Source organism: Ruegeria sp. BHSA163 (assembly GCF_059613365.1).
This window is the reverse complement of sequence record NZ_JBXWSJ010000069.1, coordinates 1-18,285: the sequence shown is the minus strand read 5'-3', so window position 1 is coordinate 18,285 and position 18,285 is coordinate 1. Positions and strand designations below refer to the sequence as shown.

Below are 18,285 nucleotides of genomic sequence, written 5' to 3'. Positions count from 1 at the left end.
CTTCAAGCTGACACGCAGCGCCGCTCTTGCTGAGTGGCGCAATCTTTGTGCCGAGTAAAGGACAACTCTACCGGCTAAGCTGAGACTGGTTCGAATTCTTCTGACAGCACCCTTCAAGCCATTTGTTGTGGACCGAGCCTGACCGGATCTGACGACAGGCTCTTTGCCCATTATTGCATATAGTACCGTCACCCACGTTCCGGACACGCCAGTCGTCGTTGTTACTAACGTCGTTCAGATTATTTGAGCGGAGGCCCTCGACGGCTTTGGTCTATGTTGACCAAGGAAGATTCCACGAGCGTAATCACGGTCAGGATAAGTGATGGCGAATTCCTTGATGCATTGCTTTACTGTGATAAATCTATTCTACATGGAGATGGACTACACCGAGACTGAGCGAAACCAGCTACGCTTGTGGCGGCGATGGAAGGTCACATTTGATTGGTTCAACTACACTGAACCGCTACAACGGGTGCATCAGGCCTTGTTGATACATCGCCATCCTTGGAGCACGCGCGCGCTTGCGAGATACACGAACTTGCCACAAACGACCGTTCGCCGGCAACTCGACATCTTGACCGCCGGAAAAGCGATTGAGCGTACGAAGGAAGGTGTTCAGATTATCGAACTACAAATTGCATTCAACGTCAGTTTTCACCGAGAGATTTCCGAGTTCGTTCGTGGCGGGCGTCGCATGAACGCCAAACTACTCGAAGTGTATAGAAAGAAATATGGTCCGGATTCAGCGAATTTCCAAATGCTGGAAAACCACGTGTGGTGGCCGATAATCGATGAACCAGACGCAGACTTCTAATAGACATGCTGAATTGGCTTACCAGAGGATCACTTAGCAGATGAGTGCCAGCGTCTCTTCAGAATCCTGCCGTGTCGCTTCTGCTTTTCGGAACGACCTGCAATTTGGCCGACCTGCAGGACAGTGACCAAGGTGTCAGCCCGTACTGTTCTCCGGGTCGCCGAGCAGGAATGCGTCGCCCAGTACGGTTTTTCCATCCAGACTGTGCACTTTGCCACCCACGCAATAGATGATCTCGCGGCTCGCGATCACCCTCCCCACATGGCGCCCAGTGCACAACTCAAGCGCACCCTCAGCCATCATTTCGACCGGCTCGAGCATGTCCGGATTGGTCTTGGCGATCGTCCGCGTAAAGTCCGCGCCAGGGGTTAGCACGATGGCCGTTGGCCGCATGGAGTTCACGAAAATCCCATTCTCCTGCACTTCGCGTGAGAGCGCGAGGGTCGCTCGGTCCAGCGCCGCCTTGGTGGTTCCATACGGGGTTTTCATGAAGATGAATGGCAAGAAGCACTATCTCTGGCGCGCAGTCGATCATGAAGGTGAGGTGCTCGAAGCTGTCGTCACGAAGCGTAGAAACAAAGCTGCAGCATTGAAATTCCTCAAGAAATTAATGAAGCGGCATAGTTGTGACAAAGAGATCGTTGCGGGTCGTTTTGCATCCTACAACTTGCGCCCAGGCAAGCGCTATCCGGTCGGATCGGCTCCGTTTCTGATCAGCTGCTTGGAGACATAATAGGCATGGCGATTAGACACAATTTGCAGGGTTCTTGTGGTGTTAAGTTCTGGTTGTCGTGCTTTGCGGTTACAATGAAATTGCAGTAGTTAAGCTTCTGTTTCGTGTTCATCTATTCTAAAGAAGATTGAGTAAAGAGTTGGGACTACGATCAGTGTAAGAACGGTCGCAAAACTCAAACCGCAGATGATCACCACTGCGAGTGACTCGAAAAACGGATCCCACAGCAAAGGCATTACTCCAAGAACAGTAGTAAGTACTCCCAGTGACACTGGGCGGACGCGTAGAACAGCTGAGTCGACAACAGCCTGTAGTCGAGGTTTTCCACCAGCAATCTGAGTGTCGGTTTCGTCAATAAGGACGATAGCGTTTTTGATTAGCATCCCCGTTAGAGACAAAATACCCAGTATTGCCATAAATTCGAGCGGCGTTCTGGTTGCCGCAAGCCCCCATACGACTCCAATGAGAGCCAGTGGTACTGTCATCCATATGATCAGTGGCTGACGGACTGCGTTAAACAAGAAGAAAACAACGACAATCATCGCTCCGAACCCTAGCGGCATAGTCGAAGCCAAACCGTCGTTTGCACTTTGCGAGTCCCCATACTCACCCCTCCATTCAAGAGAATACCCACTTGGCAAATTGATTGCCTCTACAAGTGGTCGGACTTGAGCGAAAAGGTCGCCTGAGAGTACTTCTGGTGCATTATCGGCTTGTGCGGTGATTGCAAGCTTGCGGTCAATGCGCCTAAGGTTCCCAGCTTCGAAAACAAGATCAAATCGGTCAACAACTTGGGATATTGGAATGTACCCTCCGGCTACATCGCTATAAACTTGGATGTTTTTTAGGTCAGTGATATTGTTTCGGTCTGCTTCGAATGGGCGCATAACTACGTCCAAGAGGTTGTCGCCTTCGCGATAAATCCCTATTGGCGCCCCTACTTGATGCCAGTAAACTGCCCTGGATATTTCCGCTTGGGTGAGACCCAGCCTACGGGCGTTTTCTGTGTCAATAACTGGTTGAATTACCTGCTTTTGTTCGCGCCAGTCGTCTTTTATCGCGATGGCACCGATTTCAGCGAATATCAGTTTTGCCTGTTCGGCGAGTTCGCGAAGCATAACGGGATCGGGTCCAGAAAATTCAGCTTCAATTTTCGATCCACCACCAGGGCCCAGTACAAACTTCCAAACTTTTGCATATGAGTCAGCGTAGGTTTGGTTGATCCAAGTCTGAATTTCCGGCTGTAATGCATCGATCTGCCGATAATCCTCCACGTCCACCAAAATTTGACCATAGGCGGGGTTCTGGTCTTCACTGACGTATACCAACATGAAGCGTAAATGCCCGCTGCCCACGGAAAGATTTGTGGAGGTGACACCTGGTAGAGTTAAGAGATGCGCTTCAATCTCTCGCATGTCCTGACTGGTTTGTTCAATGTCAGTTCCCTCTGGCAAAAAGTAGTCCACCACAAATTGCGCCCTGGTGCTGTTGGGAAAGAAACCCGGCGGTACTAACGCGAACCCTGCGATTGCAGAGAGAAAGAGCGTTACAATAAGTCCCACCGTAAGGTACCGGGATCGGATCGCATAAGCGAGGAGCGAACGATATGCACGGAGAATAGCATTCTCTGCAGGCGGTTTTTCCGAGGTTGGTTTCAGCAGCAGAGTGCAAAAATAGGGCGTTAGCCATATCGCTACCAACCACGAAAAGAGCAAGGAAATCGAAATGGTCCAGAAGAGGCTCCCGGCGTATTCTCCGGTGTCGTCCGGTGAAAAGCCAATTGGGGAAAACGCCAACAGCCCTACAACTGTTCCTCCAAGTAGCGGCCATTTGGTTTGATTTACGACAGAGATAGCAGCGTCGCTGGTGGCTTCACCGCGTTGCACGCGGACCAACGTACCTTCGACAACGACAATAGCGTTATCAACCAGCATGCCGAGCGCAATGATTAACGCGCCTAGCGAGATCCTCTGCATGTCGAGCCCCAAGAGCTGCATACCGGCAAGCGTGCCTGCGACTGTGACCAACAGAATACCTCCCATGAGTATTCCGGATCTTAACCCCATAAAAATAAGCAAGATGCCTACAACAATGATGAGCGCCAAAACCACGTTCATGACAAAGTCGTTGATCGACTCCTTTACTGAAGCAGACTGATCAGAAATTGGTAAAATCTGGATTCCGATTGGCCTTAGGTTCTCCAACTCGTTTATCCGTTGCTTCACCGCTTCGCCCATGTTCACAACGTTTCCGCCCAGGCTATTGGATATTCCAATTCCAATTGCAGGCTGACCGTCCCGAAAAAGTAGGGGGCTTGCGGGTTCAACGTAACCGCGCGACACGGTTGCGATATCTGAAAGTCGAAATGATGCACCGCTACTCGGCACAGAAACGACTAGGTCTTTGATAGCGTCAATTGAGGCGACTGCTGCGGACGGCCGTATCTCTATGCGACGCGACTGGGACTTGATGGAAGCCGCGGGCGCTACGAGGTTCTGTCCCTCCAGAACTTGCCCAATTTGCTGTGGTGAAATTCCCAGCTCAATTAACCTCGCTGGTGCATAATCCACAAAGATTGCTTCTTTCTGTTCACCGCTCAAAACCACCTTAGAAACACCTTCGACGGCAACCAATTCCCTCTGAAGTTCTTTCGCGTACTCGTGAAGCTCGGCTATTGAATAGCCATCGCCGACAATCGCGAAATACAAGGCATACACGTCGCCGAAGTCGTCGTAGACCTGGGATTGGAGTGCGTTCGGCGGTAAACTCGCTTGAGCGTCAAGTATCTTTGCGCGCAATTGTGCAAATCTAGCATGAAGCGACGGATAATCCGGCGTCGTTGGGATTGTAAATTCGACGGTTACAGTACTAAGCCCGGGTGAGGAGACTGACTTCACCTCTTCTACCCCTTGGAGCTCTTGTAGAGCATTCTCAATGACCTCGGTGACTTCTTCCGCGACTTCTTCTGCAGTGGCACCCGGATAAGGTGTTATCACCTGAGCTTGCCTTATTATGAACTCAGGATCTTCGAAACGAGGAAGTGTTAAATAAGCAAAATAGCCGGCCAACAGGATTAGAATAGTCACCAATGCCGAAATTAGGCGCTTCTCAATTGCAAATCTAGCGAGATCCATTTGTTACTCACCAACTTTTGAAATCGGGCGAACTACCATTCCATCCTGAAGTTCGCTCAAGCCTGCATTGACAACCCTGTGTCCTTCCTCAAGGCCCGATTTAACGAACACGTAGTCGTCAAATATTTCCCCCAATTCAACTGGTCGACGCTCAACGGTGTTGCTGGATCCATCCAATAGCCAGACATAAGGGGAACCGTCCGGGCTTGCCGCCAGTGCTGAAATTGGAACCACAACCTGTGTGTCGCTTTGCACGTCCGCTCTAATGATCACGCGCGCTACCATTCCTGGCAGTACAACCAAGTCTTCAGGCGGGGTTACTGATAGACGGCCACGATAGGTTTGCGTCGCTGCGTCTGCTTGTGTAGTAAACTCGACAAGGTCTGCATTCATTTCTACGCCCGGCAAGGAGTCAAACGTGACCATACTTACAACATTGTCGAAGCCTATTGACGACATTGCGATTATGTCAGCGCCGGGCAGGTCATAACTTACATCCACAGTCGAAAGATCTTGAATTAAGGCGATGGTTTCACCGGCTTGGACATTGCGGAAGTTGTCCACGTTGCGCTTGGCAATCGTCCCATCGAATGGCGCTCGAAGTGTAGTATCAGAAAGATTGTTTTTTGCCGATTGAATTTGTGTTTTAAGCCCACGGATCGCCGCTTCTGCAGCAATTATCTCTTCGGGCCTCCCACCGACTCGACCAATTGTCAGCTGCTCTTCTTGTGAGACCAGCTCGGCTTCTGCCAGACGAAAGGCAGCCTCACGTTGCTGGTACTGTGCAGTAGGGATTACACCCCTCTCCAAAAGCTGAGTTGAGCGGATGTACTCTTCCCGAGCTTGATCTCGTTTGGCTTGAGCCGCCTGAACCGCGGCTTCTAAAGCTGTAATTTCTTCAGGGCGTGCGCCTGACCTCAGCACTACTAAATTCGCCTCGGCCTCTTCTAGTTGGCTATCAAGTCTTGCCACTTCGACTTCAAAGTCTCGAGTGTCTAGCTGTGCAACAACGCCTTCTTTTACAATACTGCTGGAAGCCCTAATCGGTAATTCAATAATGCGTCCACTGACTCGAAAAGAAAGTTCCACTTCCCTCGAAGGGTAGATAATTGCAGGATAAATTCTTTCAAACGCAGATGAGGCTTCAACAACAGTGAAGACTTTTGCTGGTCTTACCGTTACGGGGGTATCTTTTGCTGCGGTCACGATGGGAAAAGCACCAAGTAAAACAGCCGCCAATGTCCCCAGGAAATTCAATTGCATACCTGTTCCCCTGCTTTTTCGAAGCTGCTCGCTTGTTGGGCACTCGCACGGGGCGCAAGAAGCTTCGTGAAAAAGAGATCGTTCGAACCAACTCTGCCCGCATCAGTAGATTTTAACAAATAAATTCGAGCCAAAATGGCTCAACATAAATATCGGTTATATAGGCACAGTTTATTGTTGTTTTACAGTTCGTAGCTAAAAGCAGGCTAAAATACCAAATTCGCTAAAGCCTGAAGTTCCAATATAGCGTCCGGCGGTTTTCGGTTTGAGTAAAACTCAATCTTAAGAACCTATAGGAATAGCGTTATTTTCTGGGAGATACTGCGCGTCTACTTGAGTAGAAGCGAGAAGTAGGAAAAACTGAGCGAGACTCGCCGCAACTTGGAGCTAAAGTGCATTGGCAATCAGAAACCAAGTTCTCAATCTTCAATCACTCTTCATATCAATGGCTGCTGTTCAGCTGGCCACTGCTGGATCGGGCACTTTGGTGCCACTCGCGTTCTCTGAGATTGGAGCTTCACAAGAAGATGCTTCGATGGCGGCGTCGGCATACTCCGCGGGATTTTTAGTCGGGTGTTTTGTCGTGGCAAGATTCATTGTTGATTTTGGCCATATCCGTGCATTCGCTTCTGGGGCGGCTGTTGCAATAGCTGTTGCCATACTATTTTCTGTTTCCACCAATACGCCATTTCTTGTCTTTTTGCGTTTCCTAACCGGTTTGGCGACTGCAGGGCTATTTTCGATCGGCGACACTTGGCTGAATGAAACCGCAGAGGAAAAGACCCGCGGGAGTGTGCTCGCAGTCTATTCGATTGTCGTAGGCATAGTGGCGGTATTCAGTCAGTTTTTGGTTTTTGTAGTACCCGGGGATATTCGAGAGGCATTCGTCTATGTCGCTTTGTTTTACTGCATTTCGATTGTTGTTATCTCTACTACTCGATCAACGCCGCCCAGCAATGACGCCCCGGTACCTATTCGGGTGCGTGGATTGTTCAAAGACGCACCAGCTGCGGCCGTGGGTGTTTTTGCTATCGGTATGGTGTCTACAACGCTGTTGAGCGTTGTTCCTTACAACGCTGCCCAGCTCGGGATAGAGATTGTAAATGTGGCCCTTATGGTCGCCTTAATCTATCTCGGGCGTGTTCTTTTTCAGTTTCCGCTTGGTCGGCTATCCGACAAGATGGATCGCCGGATAGTAATCTTGATTGCATCGGTCACCGCAACAATTGTTCTTTTTGTTATGGGGTTTTTGGTCGACGTGGAATACGACCATAGCGTCAATTCATTTGACTACAACTCAATCGGTTTCGTAATCCTTTGCATAATACTGCTGTTGCTGGGCGGAAGCTTGCTCACCCTTTATTCTTTGCTGGTAGCGCACGCGCTGGACCGAACGGTTCCGGTCTTTGTGTCTTCGGCGGCGGTGACGATGCTATTGGTTTGGACTTTAGGATCCATAACCGGTCCCCTGATCGCGAATACCGTTACCACCTACTTCGGTGACATCGCGCTTTATTGGGTGAATTTTGCTGTCATGTTGGGTTTTGCTTTGTATTTGGGAAAGAGGATATGGTCAGTCGAGCCTGTGTCTCGTGCTGAGCAAACGTCTCACACCGACGTTCTACCAACCAGTACAGAGATGGTCCCTTCTGAGAAACGTTAATGCCATGAAAAGCACGTTTTCAATTGTTTGGCTCAATTTGAATGCGACTATATCGATGGGAAAATACAATGCACGCTTAAGGTTGAAACGACGATCAAAAGACGTGGTGCATGTTAATGATCTTGGCGTTTGTCTTAGCTTAGTCAAAGAAAGTTAGTCGTGGGGGAGATGGGACGCATGCATTGGCGAAAACTCTTTGTTTTCCTGCTGCTTTTCCAAGTGGCTTGCTCAAGTATTTCGAGGTCTCCAGTAAGCGCTACTGATCTCCAGAACCCACAAGTCCCAGGCATCGAAGGTGCTCGTTATTGGGCCGATGTCGCTCCGGCCAATATTAGTGAGCTTCTCGAAACCGCTCAACGCCAGCGACAAGCATCTGGGGTTTCTTCAGATTACACACTAACACTGTCGGGGGGGGGCGAAGATGGAGCCTTCGCCGCCGGTATTCTTAACGCATGGAGCGAAGCCGGCACTCGTCCAAGGTTTATGGCAGTCACAGGGGTTTCTACAGGCGCGTTGGCGGCGCCCTTCGCCTTTCTGGGAAGCGATTATGACGATGAGCTCAAAAACCTATATGGTGGGCTGCCACCGTCCCGGATTTTCAGAGGAAGGTTCGTTACTGGGATCCTTAGCGGTGCTTCTGTGAAGAGTTCTGACCCACTAAGGCAACTTATTGAAAGCTACATTACTGACGATTTCCTTGCAAAAATTGCCAACGAACATCGTCGCGGCCGGCGCTTGTTGGTTCAATCGGTCAGTCTGGACGCACAAAGGCCGGTGCTTTGGGACTTGGGCGTCATCGCAAATAGCCAGTCACCAAATGCAAAAAAGGTGTTCAGAGACGTGCTGCTAGCCTCCGCCTCAATACCAGGCGTTTTCCCTCCCGTTCTAATCGACGTCGAAACTCAGGACGGTGTTCGGGATGAACTTCACGTTGATGGTGGTGTCTATTCTCAAACCGCTTACGTGCCCGGATGGGATATCCCGAGTAAATATGCTCGCGGTGGCAAGTTATATGCGATCCGAAACGGCAAAGTTGAGCCAGAACTTAAAGTAATAAAACCGCGGGTTTTCCATGTATCTGCACGTTCGCTTTCTACACTGATCAAAGCACAAGGCGTAGATGATCTCACGATTGCGTACAAACTAAGCCGACAGAGAGGAACCGAATACCGAGCCACTTGGATCGGTACGGATTTCGACTTTCCTCTATCTGAGCCTTTCGATCCGGAATACATGCGAGCGCTGTTTGACTACGGTTATCAGCGATTCAATTCGGGGGCACTCTGGAGCGATCAGCCTCCTAGGTAGACCAAAGGATTGTTGTCGCTTGTGGAAAACCCGATGGGCTGGCCATGAACTAATCCTCTGCCGCAATATAACTAGCTCCGTAAATTAGTGAAACTGACCGTAATCAGATACCAATCCTAACGACCAAGAAGGTAAAACAAATTCTCAAAAATTTTCTGATCGTCTTTTCTTCACTCGAAACAGTGTTCAAAAAACTCGTCTATCTCACCTGACTGCAATATATCCGCTTCTTCCTCGGTATATGAATCTGGTACTTTTCCGTTGTTTCTGTAGTTTACATATTTTTGCGCATAAATAATGATAATTCCCTGAGCCAATTCGTGGAACACTTGGCTTTCACTTTCTTCTACTTCGACACCTTGTTCCATAATTTTATAGACACAGTTTTCGGTGTCCGTCAGGATCGTTTCTTCACCTAAGAAGATGTAAGAATGTGTCTTTTCATCTGCGATTGAAGGTACACCAGCTACAGCTGGAATTACGATACAGATAGCGCTCGTGATCAAGTGTTTCACGTTGATAGCCCTTTTGTTTTACATAACGTGGATGATTGTTTTTCGGGTTAGCCAAGTTTAGCAGCAGGATCGTTTTGTTGCACCCATGTTCAATCATGCTCTACCGTCGCACCATCAATTCTGGATGCGTCTGCGTAACTTGTCAAAGGCGCAATAGTCTTGCGGAGAAGTTAGGAGTCTGTTCATGGCAGAACCGATAGTGGTGGATAGTTTTATTGCTGTGACACTGGGCATCGTTGTGTACTTTCTCGGTTCAAGGCTCACAGAGCAGTTTGAGTTTTTACGCAAGTACTCAATCCCCGAACCGGTTTCCGGGGGCTTGCTGGCCGCAGTTGTGACGCTAGGCGTGGTGACTGCGACCGGGCGAGAAGTAGTTTATGATCTGGCTTCGCGCGATTCTTTGCTGATCTATTTTTTCACCACAATTGGGCTTAATGCGAGGTTTTCGGACCTAATTAAAGGCGGACCGCTTTTGGGCCTTATGCTTGTACTGACAATTGGGTACATGTTTATCCAGAACGGAATAGGCGTTGTCGGAGCTACACTGTTTGGGTTGCCATCTCAGGCTGGTGTGATGATGGGCACAACATCTCTAATTGGTGGTCACGGTACCGCCATAGCGTGGGGCCCAGTGGTAGAAGAGCAATACGCTGTAGCGGGCGCAGCAGAACTCGGTATAGCTGCGGCGACGATCGGGTTGATCATGGCGAGCCTGATAGGTGGTCCAATCGCCAGCTATTTGATCGCCCGCGACCAACTAGAACCAAAAAATGCGAGGGAGAAAACTGCGGCCACCAATTCCAACGAAAAAGGCAGTGAGGTGGTTGCTTCAACCGATCCAACTGGTGGTCCGACGAATCCTGGAATGATGAGAGCCATTCTTTGGACGCATGTGGCAATTGTGATTGGTTACATTGCAGATGAATCGCTGGAACTGACCGGAGCAAACTTGCCACTCTTCGTGCCATGCCTTCTTTCTGGTATTTTACTTGCAAACCTAACGCCCAGAGTTTTTCCAAAGATCAAGACACCAACAGGGACTGCCTCTTTAAAACTGTTGCAAGATTTCTCTCTAGCGGTGTTTCTTTCAATGTCGCTGATGAGTATGCAACTTTGGACTTTGGCGGGTTCCGCTGGCGTTTTAGCCGTTACTATGACGCTTCAAGCTGCCGCTGCTGCTGTTTTCATCATTTTCGTTGTCTATCGAACGATGGGGAGAAACTACTTTGCTGGCGTGATGTCGGCTGGTTTCGCGGGTTTCGCTCTTGGAGCTACACCAACGGCTATCGCAAACATGACTGCAGTGACGCACAAGTATGGCCCATCTCCGCTTGCATTCATTGTGCTTCCGCTGGTTTCAGCTTTCTTTGTCGATATTGCTAATGCATTTATTATCCAAATGTTCGTTTCGAACCTACCTTAGGGTCTGGCTGCATTGAGCTTCATAGCGAGAAGATTACTGTTGTTGCCAAAGCGATAACGGTGATGAGCGTCGCTGGGCACCGGTTGTATCGAGTTGCGACGCGTTGCATGCCGTCCTTTAGTGTTAGGTTTGGGCGAACCAAAAGCGCTAAAAGAGCCAAGGAAGAATGCTGGTGCCAATATTTTTTTGTCCTAAGAGAGCAATGTACTCAAGATTCTCCTTTTTGAGACGACGAGCGGCTGGACTTCTATTGCCAAATTTTAACTTATTGACGGTATGAAAGTACGTCTTCATATCGGCGTAGCGACTATATTCACGTTACTTACGTTGGTCGTAACAACAACACTTGTTGCCGTTCTTTATTTTGGCAATAGAGAACTCGCCATTCGTACTGCGAGAGAACGGATGGTTGATGCCAGAAGTCAGTCAGTCGATGAGATGCTAACCGTAATACGCGGTGCGGGAAGTGTGGTATCTTCAGCGTCCGTCTTTCTTTCAAATTTCGCGGAATATGCTGGCACACGTGCAGGTTTAGATGTGCTCTATTCTCAGATGCAAGGTAATGAGCACTACTATGGCTTGTATTTTGGTGATGAAAAGTCCGGAGATTTCTTTCAGAATATAAGCCTTCCAAAAAAATGGAAAACTTTTGGTCCAGGCGCCTTTGCCGTGCCGGAAGGAGTAGATCGCGTCCAACGAGTGATTTCCGAACAATCTGGCGCGCGCGTCGAAACTTACTTTTGGTACGACAGCGTTGCGCCGTCCACACCATTTTTCAGCGCAACCACAAAGTACGATCCTCGAACACGCCCGTGGTATCGCGGGGCGTTAGAGCAAACCGGAGTCTACGTCACTCCGCTCTACCAATTTGAGAGCACGGGGCGTCTGGGCGTAACGTTCTCAAAAACCGTAGTTGATGATGACGGTGAATTGATTGGTGTCGTTGCACTCGACATGACGATGTCGGCACTTTCGCAAATCCTGGATGACATCAGGATTGGCGATAATGGTTTGGTTTTTATGCTGGATCGCGAAGGTCGCCTACTTTCGTACACTAACACGCGTTTTGAAGGGGGGCAGGCCCGTTTCGTAAGTTCCAAGACAAACGAAACGATTGAAGGCAACAGCGAAATTATTGACAGTGTCATCAAGAATTGGCGCATAAACCAGCAAGATTTTTTTCGCCTAGTTCTAGAATCTAACGAACGAAACTATATCGCATCTGTGATGCCGATCCCTGAGATCTTCGGTGCACAACCCACACTCGGACTGATAGTGCCCGAAGATGATTTCATAGGAGGAATAAAACGAAATACGACTCAGGCCATGCAAATCGGCTTACTTGCTTTGGCTCTGGCCGTAGTGTTGACCTTTGTTATCGCTCGTCTGTTGAGCAAAAACCTTGTGCGAGTGGCAACGGAAGCGAGAAAAGTCAGCAACTTTGAACTAAATGAAAACCTGAAACTACAATCAAATATTCAGGAAGTTGCGGAACTCGAAGCAGCTGTTGCAAGTATGAAGGCTGGACTGTCGAGTTTTGGCGCGTTCGTCCCAAAGGAACTTGTGCGCTCAATACTTTCAAAAGCAGAGAGAATAAAAGTTGGGGGAGAGTCGCGCGACGTGACGTTGATGTTTGCCGACCTACAAGGATTTACACACCAAACAGAGGGCCTTGAACCCGAAGTTCTGATGCCTGCTTTGTCCGAGTATTTTGAAGCAATGGAAAAGGAGATATCCGGTAATCAGGGCACAGTGGATAAGTACATTGGAGATGCCATTATGGCTCTATGGAATGCTCCGCTCGATGATACCGATCACCCAATTCATGCCTGCAGAGCAGCTTTAGCGTGTGTGCGGGCCGAGGCGAAACTAAACTCTGAAAATGGAACGTTACCGTTACGTCCGTTGCACACACGTTTCGGCCTACACACTGGTCGCGTAGTCGTCGGCAACGTTGGGTCCCTCTCGAGATTGCAATACACTGCGCTCGGTTCTGCCGTTAATTTTGCTTCGAGGCTAGAAGGGTTGAACAAAGTTTACGGTACAAAGATTCTTGTATCGGCAGCTTTAGCTGTTCACGTTGAGAACAAGTTTCTGCTACGCGAAGTTGACTTTGTTGTGCCTGCTGGAACTAGTTTTCCTAGCCGTATCTTTGAACTGATCGCTGAAAAAGATGACGAAGGTGAGTTTCTTAAGAGCGCAGCCAAAAAACGCGAACTCGAAGAATGGAGCGCATGCTACGCCTTATATCAGTCGGGAGAATGGGGTGATGCATTGAACGCGCTAGAAAAGCATCGAGAAACCGCTTCTAACAAGCTTCTCGTGGATGTCTTTGTCGAACGGTGTGGCAGTTTTGCGTCGAAACCGCCGGGCTCTCACTGGGATGGCGTTTATCGTTTTGAGAACAAATGATGGTCTTGTCAGAAAAACTTGGCTTGAGCGGGGCAGGGCGGTTGCATAGCATTAAGGAATGACCAAACCTGCCTCTTTCTAGTATTTCAAATCTAGTCCTGAAATCATCCGCTGGGCGGTGACGCTGTACATCAGGTTTCCACTTTCGTTGCGGAATGTCGAAGATCTACTTCACGAGCGTGGTAGCGATATAACCGGTCCTCCGGAATGTGCACATAGCGAGAATATACGGTCACACCTTTATCGGCATAAATTGTATGGTCACCATTGGGCTGCCAATCAATAACGACCCTCGGCTTGCTGAATGTTTCTTCGTTCTGAGTTTTCATTTGTATTCATCTCCTTGTGTTTAGTTTCGGCCCATGCCAATCAACAGGCATTGTCCACATATTATTTTCAGACCTTGCCGACGATACGCCACGCTTCCTTGCGATTTCTCCCCCTGACCAAAACCCCGGGTTCGAGCGGTATTAGCCAGCCATGCTTTTCCAAGACCGTCAGCGCCGCCCTTGCGGCAGGGCTGGTGCGCAGGCTTCGACTTGGACCGTCCTTTTGCACGTCGCGAGTTACCACCTCGTCGTGTTCGAAGCGTTCCAGCAGCCATAAGCGTAGTGTTTCTGCATTGGCCAACTCCCGCGTCATTGTCGCCGCTGATGACAGTCTATCGGCTTCTCCGAGGTAGTAGCGAGCAAGTGCAATGCCGTCCGCCATGACCTCGGGCCCGACTTCGGGTGCTTCCAGGTCAGACCACAGCGTCATCACGGCCGCGATGCGCGCTGCCTGCTCAGGGGCTTTGGAAGCAGCGGCTGTAACAGTGGAAAGATCACCATGCGGTGCCTGCCGTTCTTCAAGTTCATCAGCGAAGGTAACCAATAGCTGCTTGGCTGCTGGGCTCAGGGGCATGAGACGTGGCTTCAAGGCTCGCGTATGCTCGTCAATTGGTAGCGGGACCATCAGGATAGAGTTCATTCGTGCCTCGTACTCCGCCTTGGCAGAGGGGTCGAATTTTGCGTCGCAGTAATACCGTTCACCTATGGTGGACTTCGGTTGGCAGGTCAGAAACCGCGCAGAGAAGCCAATATCATCCGCAAGAGCGTCGTCGCTGAAACGACGCATGACGACCGGTTGTAGTAGCAAGTGAATTGATGTTCTACGGCCATATAGCGTGGACACTCCGTCGCCCCGTCTCGTCCTTTTAATGGGTTTGCCGGACCACAGGTTGTTAAAGGCCGCGAGCGATTTCTGCTGATTTTCGCTGTTCATGGCGTAGCCGCCAAGAAACTGGCCACCTTCGTCAGAGAATATGCCAATGCTTGGTCGCCCTTGACTAAGAGCCAACCACAAACCCTCAAAGGTCGGTTCTGTCACTGTCAGTTCCGGCCTCGCGGGAGGCTGCGGCCGAGGATTGAGGTCATTGAGTTCTTCCTTGGCTAAGTCCACGCCCGTGCCGCTGGCCTTTTTCACCTTGTCCAAGGCTTGCTGATGTTTCGCCGTCCAAACCGCGACTTCGTTTTCCCAGTCGGCCATTTCGGCGACATGGTACTTAGCGGCATCTTGTTCAAACTCATTTATAGGCTTCATGAAGACATCATCGACGGTAGATTTCCGTTCTCCCGAGACGGCAACCGTCAAACAGAACAAAGAGGTCGGTGCATTGCCAGCCAGTGTTTCCACATCCGCATGTGCCTGCACTGCCAAAGACGCGCAGGCGAGAGCGGACTGAGCGGCGATCGCGACAGGTGCAAGTGTCTCGCCTTGCACCGCCTCCACAATACCTTTCAATCCGCCCAACGCATCAACCGGATATGACTCACCTTCAGGTGGCTCGCATACAAGCGGTTGCGGGCCTTCCGGCTGAAAGGGCTCGGCGCTAGATATGGCTTGTATTTTTACGACCATGATTTGCCCTCCTGAAGAACGTCGTTCCAGTCCATGCCATCGGGAGTGTTGGTGACCAAAACTTGCCAGCCCAATGCATGTGCACGTACGGCCAGCTCATGCGCAGCTTGCCGCCCGGTAGTATCACCGTCAGGCGCTATGATTAGCTTGGATGGACTGGGTGGTATGATAAGTGACCGCATGTTTGACGCTGAAAGCGCCGCCCATGCACTGAACGGGGGAGGCGAAATACCTGATTGAATCGACAGGCAGGTCTCGAGGCCCTCAGCAACTATGAGCCCATTTTCGCCTTCCAAGAGACGAACAGCTCCGCCTTTGGTGGGGCCCAGCATGACTTTTTGTGGCTCCACATCTGCTTTCTCGCCCATCTCGTCGTCGATATAAGTGAGATGAACTGCCGATCCTTCGCTGCCTTCAATTCGAGCAACTAATGCAGCGAGTAACTCCCCTGATGGATGTTCGCAAATTGTCGCATATCGAAGGTTGTGTATGTCGTGGCATTCAATGCACCGCGATAGCAAATATTGCTCTGCTGGTGTTCCTTTGAGATCATATGCACTGTTCCAAAGGTTTCGAGCGCGCTTCTGCCGGTAATCCAGTGAACTTGATTGCACTGACTTATTACCGGTATCGCAATTTTTTATTGAGCTGTCTGAATAACCATCGAAGAACCCTCGTTCACGAAGGCCTGCCATGACTTCTTCGAATGAGCATCCTGCGTGGCAATGCGCGAGGAATTTGCCGTCGTCGGCGTTAGCGACAGTGAGCGCAGGTGTGTCGGTGTTAGCGTGTGCGGGGCAATGGCAAAGACCATAGTGGCCGTACCATTTGCCAACCAAAGCTTCTGTTATTTCACGCGCGTCTGTCATAGGATCGTCCTCCGCGCAGTTTGCTCAAGCCGATTTTGAAGCCAGGAATCTATGTCGGAAGCCATCCAGCCGACTGCACGGGCTGACAGTAGGATTGGGCGCGGGAATTCACCGTTTTTCATCATCGCATAAATAGTGGACCTTGATAGCCCAGTGCGGTGTTCAACCTCTTTGCGCCGGAGGATTGTATCAGTCATGTTCAGCTCCTTTTGCTTGTTACTGTTACGCAAGAGAAGCTGGCGGAATGCGGACTAACGATATAGCCGTCTATTTTTCCGAGAAAACACCCCCATCAAGTTGTGCGTTGTCCAACTTGTCCAGTTCAGCCTGAATATTCGATGGCGGCGGACCTGGAGGGCCAAAGAAGTCTGAAAGTAGGCCAACCTTGGCTTCAACTTCCCATTCATCGTATACCCACTTTTCACCAAGTTTTTCCCGAAACACGCTTTCGATATATTTTGGGTCATCCAAGTCGTCCGGCTCAGAGTCATTGGGATTGGATGTGCCATCCAAGGTACTCATAAGTTCACTGAGTTGGGTTTTAAGGGGATCTTTGTAAACCGTTTCTTTCAGTTGAGATTGGCTGGTTGAGGCAAATGTTCCAGCCAAAGCCTCAACGCTCAGGTCAAGAGCACGCTCGCTTTTCTTTAGATTGCTTTTCTCATCGTGGTGAAGAATTTCGCCTTTATACCACCTCTCTATGATACTTCTGGGCATGCCGCTGTACAGTTTCGCATCTTTAAGCCACATCATTATGCTGTGATAAGTTCTCTGGCGCACCCATGGCTTAAGTGACTGTCTGTATCGTCCCATTTTTCCGTGTTTCTCGTCGTTGAGTAGGGCAACCTCCTGTTCCATCAACGCCGTCGCTGCCCACTTCGGGAGAGGTAAGCCGTATTCCTGAGACCGCCGAAGGACTTCATGAAGTACAAGTGGATTGCCGTCCAAGTGCAGTTGACCGAGTGCCTCAAGGATTGCGCGACGCTGGTCCCTACCGTAGAGCAAGTGCGACTTTCCAGCGGGTTCGTCGATTGTCTTGGGCGTGGAGATTTCTTCATCTGAGCTCATTTCCTATCATCCTTGTTTATCGACTGATGGCATTTCTGCTCGCAATGCTTCGGATTGAGCACCGAGGTAATTTGCCCAGTCCTCCATCATTTGACGGCGCTTTTCATAGTAGTCGGATCTGGCGTAGGCCTGTTCAGCCGCATCCCCGAGTTTATGACCCAATGCAGCTTCTGCCACCTCTCGCGGATACTCTGTTTGTTCCTGTACCCAAGTGCGGAATGATGTTCGGAACCCGTGCACGTCAGCGTCATAGCCGAGTTCTTTTACCAGTTTTGAGAGCGTCATGTCCGACAGTGTGCGCCCGCGAACGCTGGGGAAGATAAACCCCCTGCCATTATCCAGCGTTTTGGCGGCGCGCAGGATTTCAACCGCGCGTGAGGGTAATGGAACACGGTGAGGCCGCTTCTGTTTTGCCCGTTCCGCGGGGACTGTCCATGTCGCACATGTCGCCGTGTCGCCGCTTGGTGGTTCAATTTCTTCCCACTGCGCCAATCGAACTTCGGCGGACCTACTGGCGGTCAGTATCAGGAACTCCAGTGCCAGCTTTGTAGATAACCACGCTCCGGATGCATGGATGGTTTCAATGCAATCTGCCACTTGAGAGTAGAGCAAAGCCTTCCGAGGAACCGGTTTCCGTACGTCCTTTTTTAACGCCAGTGCTTCAGCCCTTGCAGGGTTCTGTGAACACAACCCTTCTGCGACGCCCCACTTGAAAACAGATGAGGTTCTGTAGATGAGTTTCTTCGCGACGCTGGGAGCCTTATTTCGAGCAGCCAAGATAGCTTGTCGGATGTCCGCGCTGGTTACCTCGTTGAGAGGCAAGTGCCCGAAACGAGGGAACATGTAGGTTTCTAAAGTTTTCAGGAATGCGGCTCGATCTTTCGGGTTCTTCCAAGTTGGCGAAAGTTCTTGATGTGTTTCTCGAGCCGCTTCAGCAAACGTCAATACCGACCTTGCGCTTCGTTTGTTTGCAAGGGGGTCTCCACCTGATCGGATCAAACGCTTGTTTTCCAATGCTTGGTCGCGTGCATTCGCAAGGCTAACTACCGGCGGGCCGCCCAATCCAAGATCGCGCCGCTTGCCGCGGATGGTCACGCGCTGAACCCAGAAGCGGCTACCATTAGGTTTCACCCATAGGAATAGGCCGGTGCCTTTTCCGTCGTAATATTTGCCCGGCTCTTTGA

At 50.2% G+C, this 18,285-nt stretch carries 14 protein-coding genes and 3 pseudogenes; 7 read left to right on the top strand and 10 right to left on the bottom strand.

Annotation, left to right across the window (positions count from 1 at the left end):
• Positions 1–322 precede the first annotated feature (322 nt).
• The gene (locus AC2FNV_RS21070; RefSeq protein ID WP_496774409.1) at positions 323–814 is read left to right on the top strand and encodes a winged helix-turn-helix domain-containing protein; all 492 of its coding nucleotides are present in this window, start codon (positions 323–325) and stop codon (positions 812–814) included.
• 135 nt (positions 815–949) lie between these two features.
• Here the strand turns inward: AC2FNV_RS21070 and AC2FNV_RS21065 are convergent, their stop codons facing one another.
• A complete protein-coding gene (locus tag AC2FNV_RS21065; RefSeq protein WP_496774411.1) occupies positions 950–1,318 on the bottom strand; it encodes a hypothetical protein in 369 nt (122 codons plus the stop codon).
• On the opposite strand from AC2FNV_RS21065, the pseudogene AC2FNV_RS21060 reads away from it, so the two are divergent.
• Positions 1,296–1,478: pseudogene (locus AC2FNV_RS21060) on the top strand (DDE-type integrase/transposase/recombinase); the annotation flags it as partial. The gene AC2FNV_RS21065 and the pseudogene AC2FNV_RS21060 overlap by 23 nt on opposite strands.
• Positions 1,479–1,636: 158 nt before the next feature.
• Here AC2FNV_RS21060 and AC2FNV_RS21055 read toward each other — a convergent pair.
• Both AC2FNV_RS21055 and AC2FNV_RS21050 read right to left on the bottom strand, forming a co-directional pair.
• On the bottom strand, positions 1,637–4,681 hold the full coding sequence (locus AC2FNV_RS21055; RefSeq protein WP_496774407.1) for an efflux RND transporter permease subunit: 3,045 nt from the start codon (positions 4,679–4,681) through the stop codon (positions 1,637–1,639).
• Positions 4,682–4,684: 3 nt separating this feature from the next.
• Positions 4,685–5,944 carry an efflux RND transporter periplasmic adaptor subunit gene (locus tag AC2FNV_RS21050; protein WP_496774406.1) on the bottom strand — a complete coding sequence of 420 codons (1,260 nt, stop codon included), beginning with the start codon at positions 5,942–5,944 and terminating at the stop codon, positions 4,685–4,687.
• A 397-nt stretch (positions 5,945–6,341) separates the two neighbouring features.
• Here AC2FNV_RS21050 and AC2FNV_RS21045 point away from each other — a divergent pair, with 397 nt between their 5' ends.
• Both AC2FNV_RS21045 and AC2FNV_RS21040 read left to right on the top strand, forming a co-directional pair.
• The gene (locus AC2FNV_RS21045; RefSeq protein ID WP_496774404.1) at positions 6,342–7,607 is read left to right on the top strand and encodes an MFS transporter; all 1,266 of its coding nucleotides are present in this window, start codon (positions 6,342–6,344) and stop codon (positions 7,605–7,607) included.
• 177 nt (positions 7,608–7,784) lie between these two features.
• Positions 7,785–8,915 (top strand): patatin-like phospholipase family protein, encoded by a 1,131-nt coding sequence (locus tag AC2FNV_RS21040; RefSeq protein WP_496774402.1) that lies wholly within the window; start codon positions 7,785–7,787, stop codon positions 8,913–8,915.
• A gap of 170 nt (positions 8,916–9,085) precedes the next feature.
• On the opposite strand, the gene AC2FNV_RS21035 is transcribed toward AC2FNV_RS21040, so the two are convergent.
• Positions 9,086–9,430 (bottom strand): hypothetical protein, encoded by a 345-nt coding sequence (locus tag AC2FNV_RS21035; protein ID WP_496774400.1) that lies wholly within the window; start codon positions 9,428–9,430, stop codon positions 9,086–9,088.
• Positions 9,431–9,614: 184 nt separating this feature from the next.
• Here AC2FNV_RS21035 and gltS point away from each other — a divergent pair, with 184 nt between their 5' ends.
• Positions 9,615–10,853: a sodium/glutamate symporter gene (gene gltS / locus AC2FNV_RS21030; protein ID WP_496774398.1), complete on the top strand. Its 1,239-nt coding sequence runs from the start codon at positions 9,615–9,617 to the stop codon at positions 10,851–10,853.
• 19 nt (positions 10,854–10,872) lie between these two features.
• Here the strand turns inward: gltS and AC2FNV_RS21025 are convergent.
• Positions 10,873–10,974, bottom strand: a pseudogene (locus AC2FNV_RS21025) (IS5/IS1182 family transposase); the annotation flags it as partial.
• Between the two features lie 284 nt (positions 10,975–11,258).
• Between AC2FNV_RS21025 and AC2FNV_RS21020 the strand changes: the two are divergent.
• Together AC2FNV_RS21020 and AC2FNV_RS21015 are read left to right on the top strand one after the other, a co-directional pair.
• Entirely contained in the window at positions 11,259–13,265 is a 2,007-nt protein-coding gene (locus AC2FNV_RS21020; protein WP_496774396.1) for an adenylate/guanylate cyclase domain-containing protein, read from the top strand.
• A gap of 103 nt (positions 13,266–13,368) precedes the next feature.
• Positions 13,369–13,449 (top strand): annotated as a pseudogene (locus tag AC2FNV_RS21015) (IS6 family transposase); the annotation flags it as partial.
• A 212-nt stretch (positions 13,450–13,661) separates the two neighbouring features.
• Here the strand turns inward: AC2FNV_RS21015 and AC2FNV_RS21010 are convergent.
• The 5 genes from AC2FNV_RS21010 to AC2FNV_RS20990 all read right to left on the bottom strand — a co-directional run.
• On the bottom strand, positions 13,662–15,164 hold the full coding sequence (locus AC2FNV_RS21010) for a YfjI family protein (protein WP_496774394.1): 1,503 nt from the start codon (positions 15,162–15,164) through the stop codon (positions 13,662–13,664).
• The gene (locus AC2FNV_RS21005) at positions 15,155–16,033 is read right to left on the bottom strand and encodes a DUF7146 domain-containing protein (RefSeq protein WP_496774392.1); all 879 of its coding nucleotides are present in this window, start codon (positions 16,031–16,033) and stop codon (positions 15,155–15,157) included. The genes AC2FNV_RS21010 and AC2FNV_RS21005 overlap by 10 nt, the downstream gene beginning before the upstream one ends.
• Positions 16,030–16,230, bottom strand: coding sequence for a helix-turn-helix transcriptional regulator (locus AC2FNV_RS21000; protein WP_496774390.1), 201 nt, complete (start codon positions 16,228–16,230; stop codon positions 16,030–16,032). Before AC2FNV_RS21000 ends, AC2FNV_RS21005 begins: the two co-directional genes overlap by 4 nt.
• A 70-nt stretch (positions 16,231–16,300) precedes the next feature.
• Positions 16,301–17,101: a hypothetical protein gene (locus tag AC2FNV_RS20995; protein WP_496774388.1), complete on the bottom strand. Its 801-nt coding sequence runs from the start codon at positions 17,099–17,101 to the stop codon at positions 16,301–16,303.
• Between the two features lie 6 nt (positions 17,102–17,107).
• On the bottom strand, positions 17,108–18,285 hold a 1,178-nt coding region (locus AC2FNV_RS20990; RefSeq protein ID WP_496774386.1), incomplete at its 5' end, for a tyrosine-type recombinase/integrase.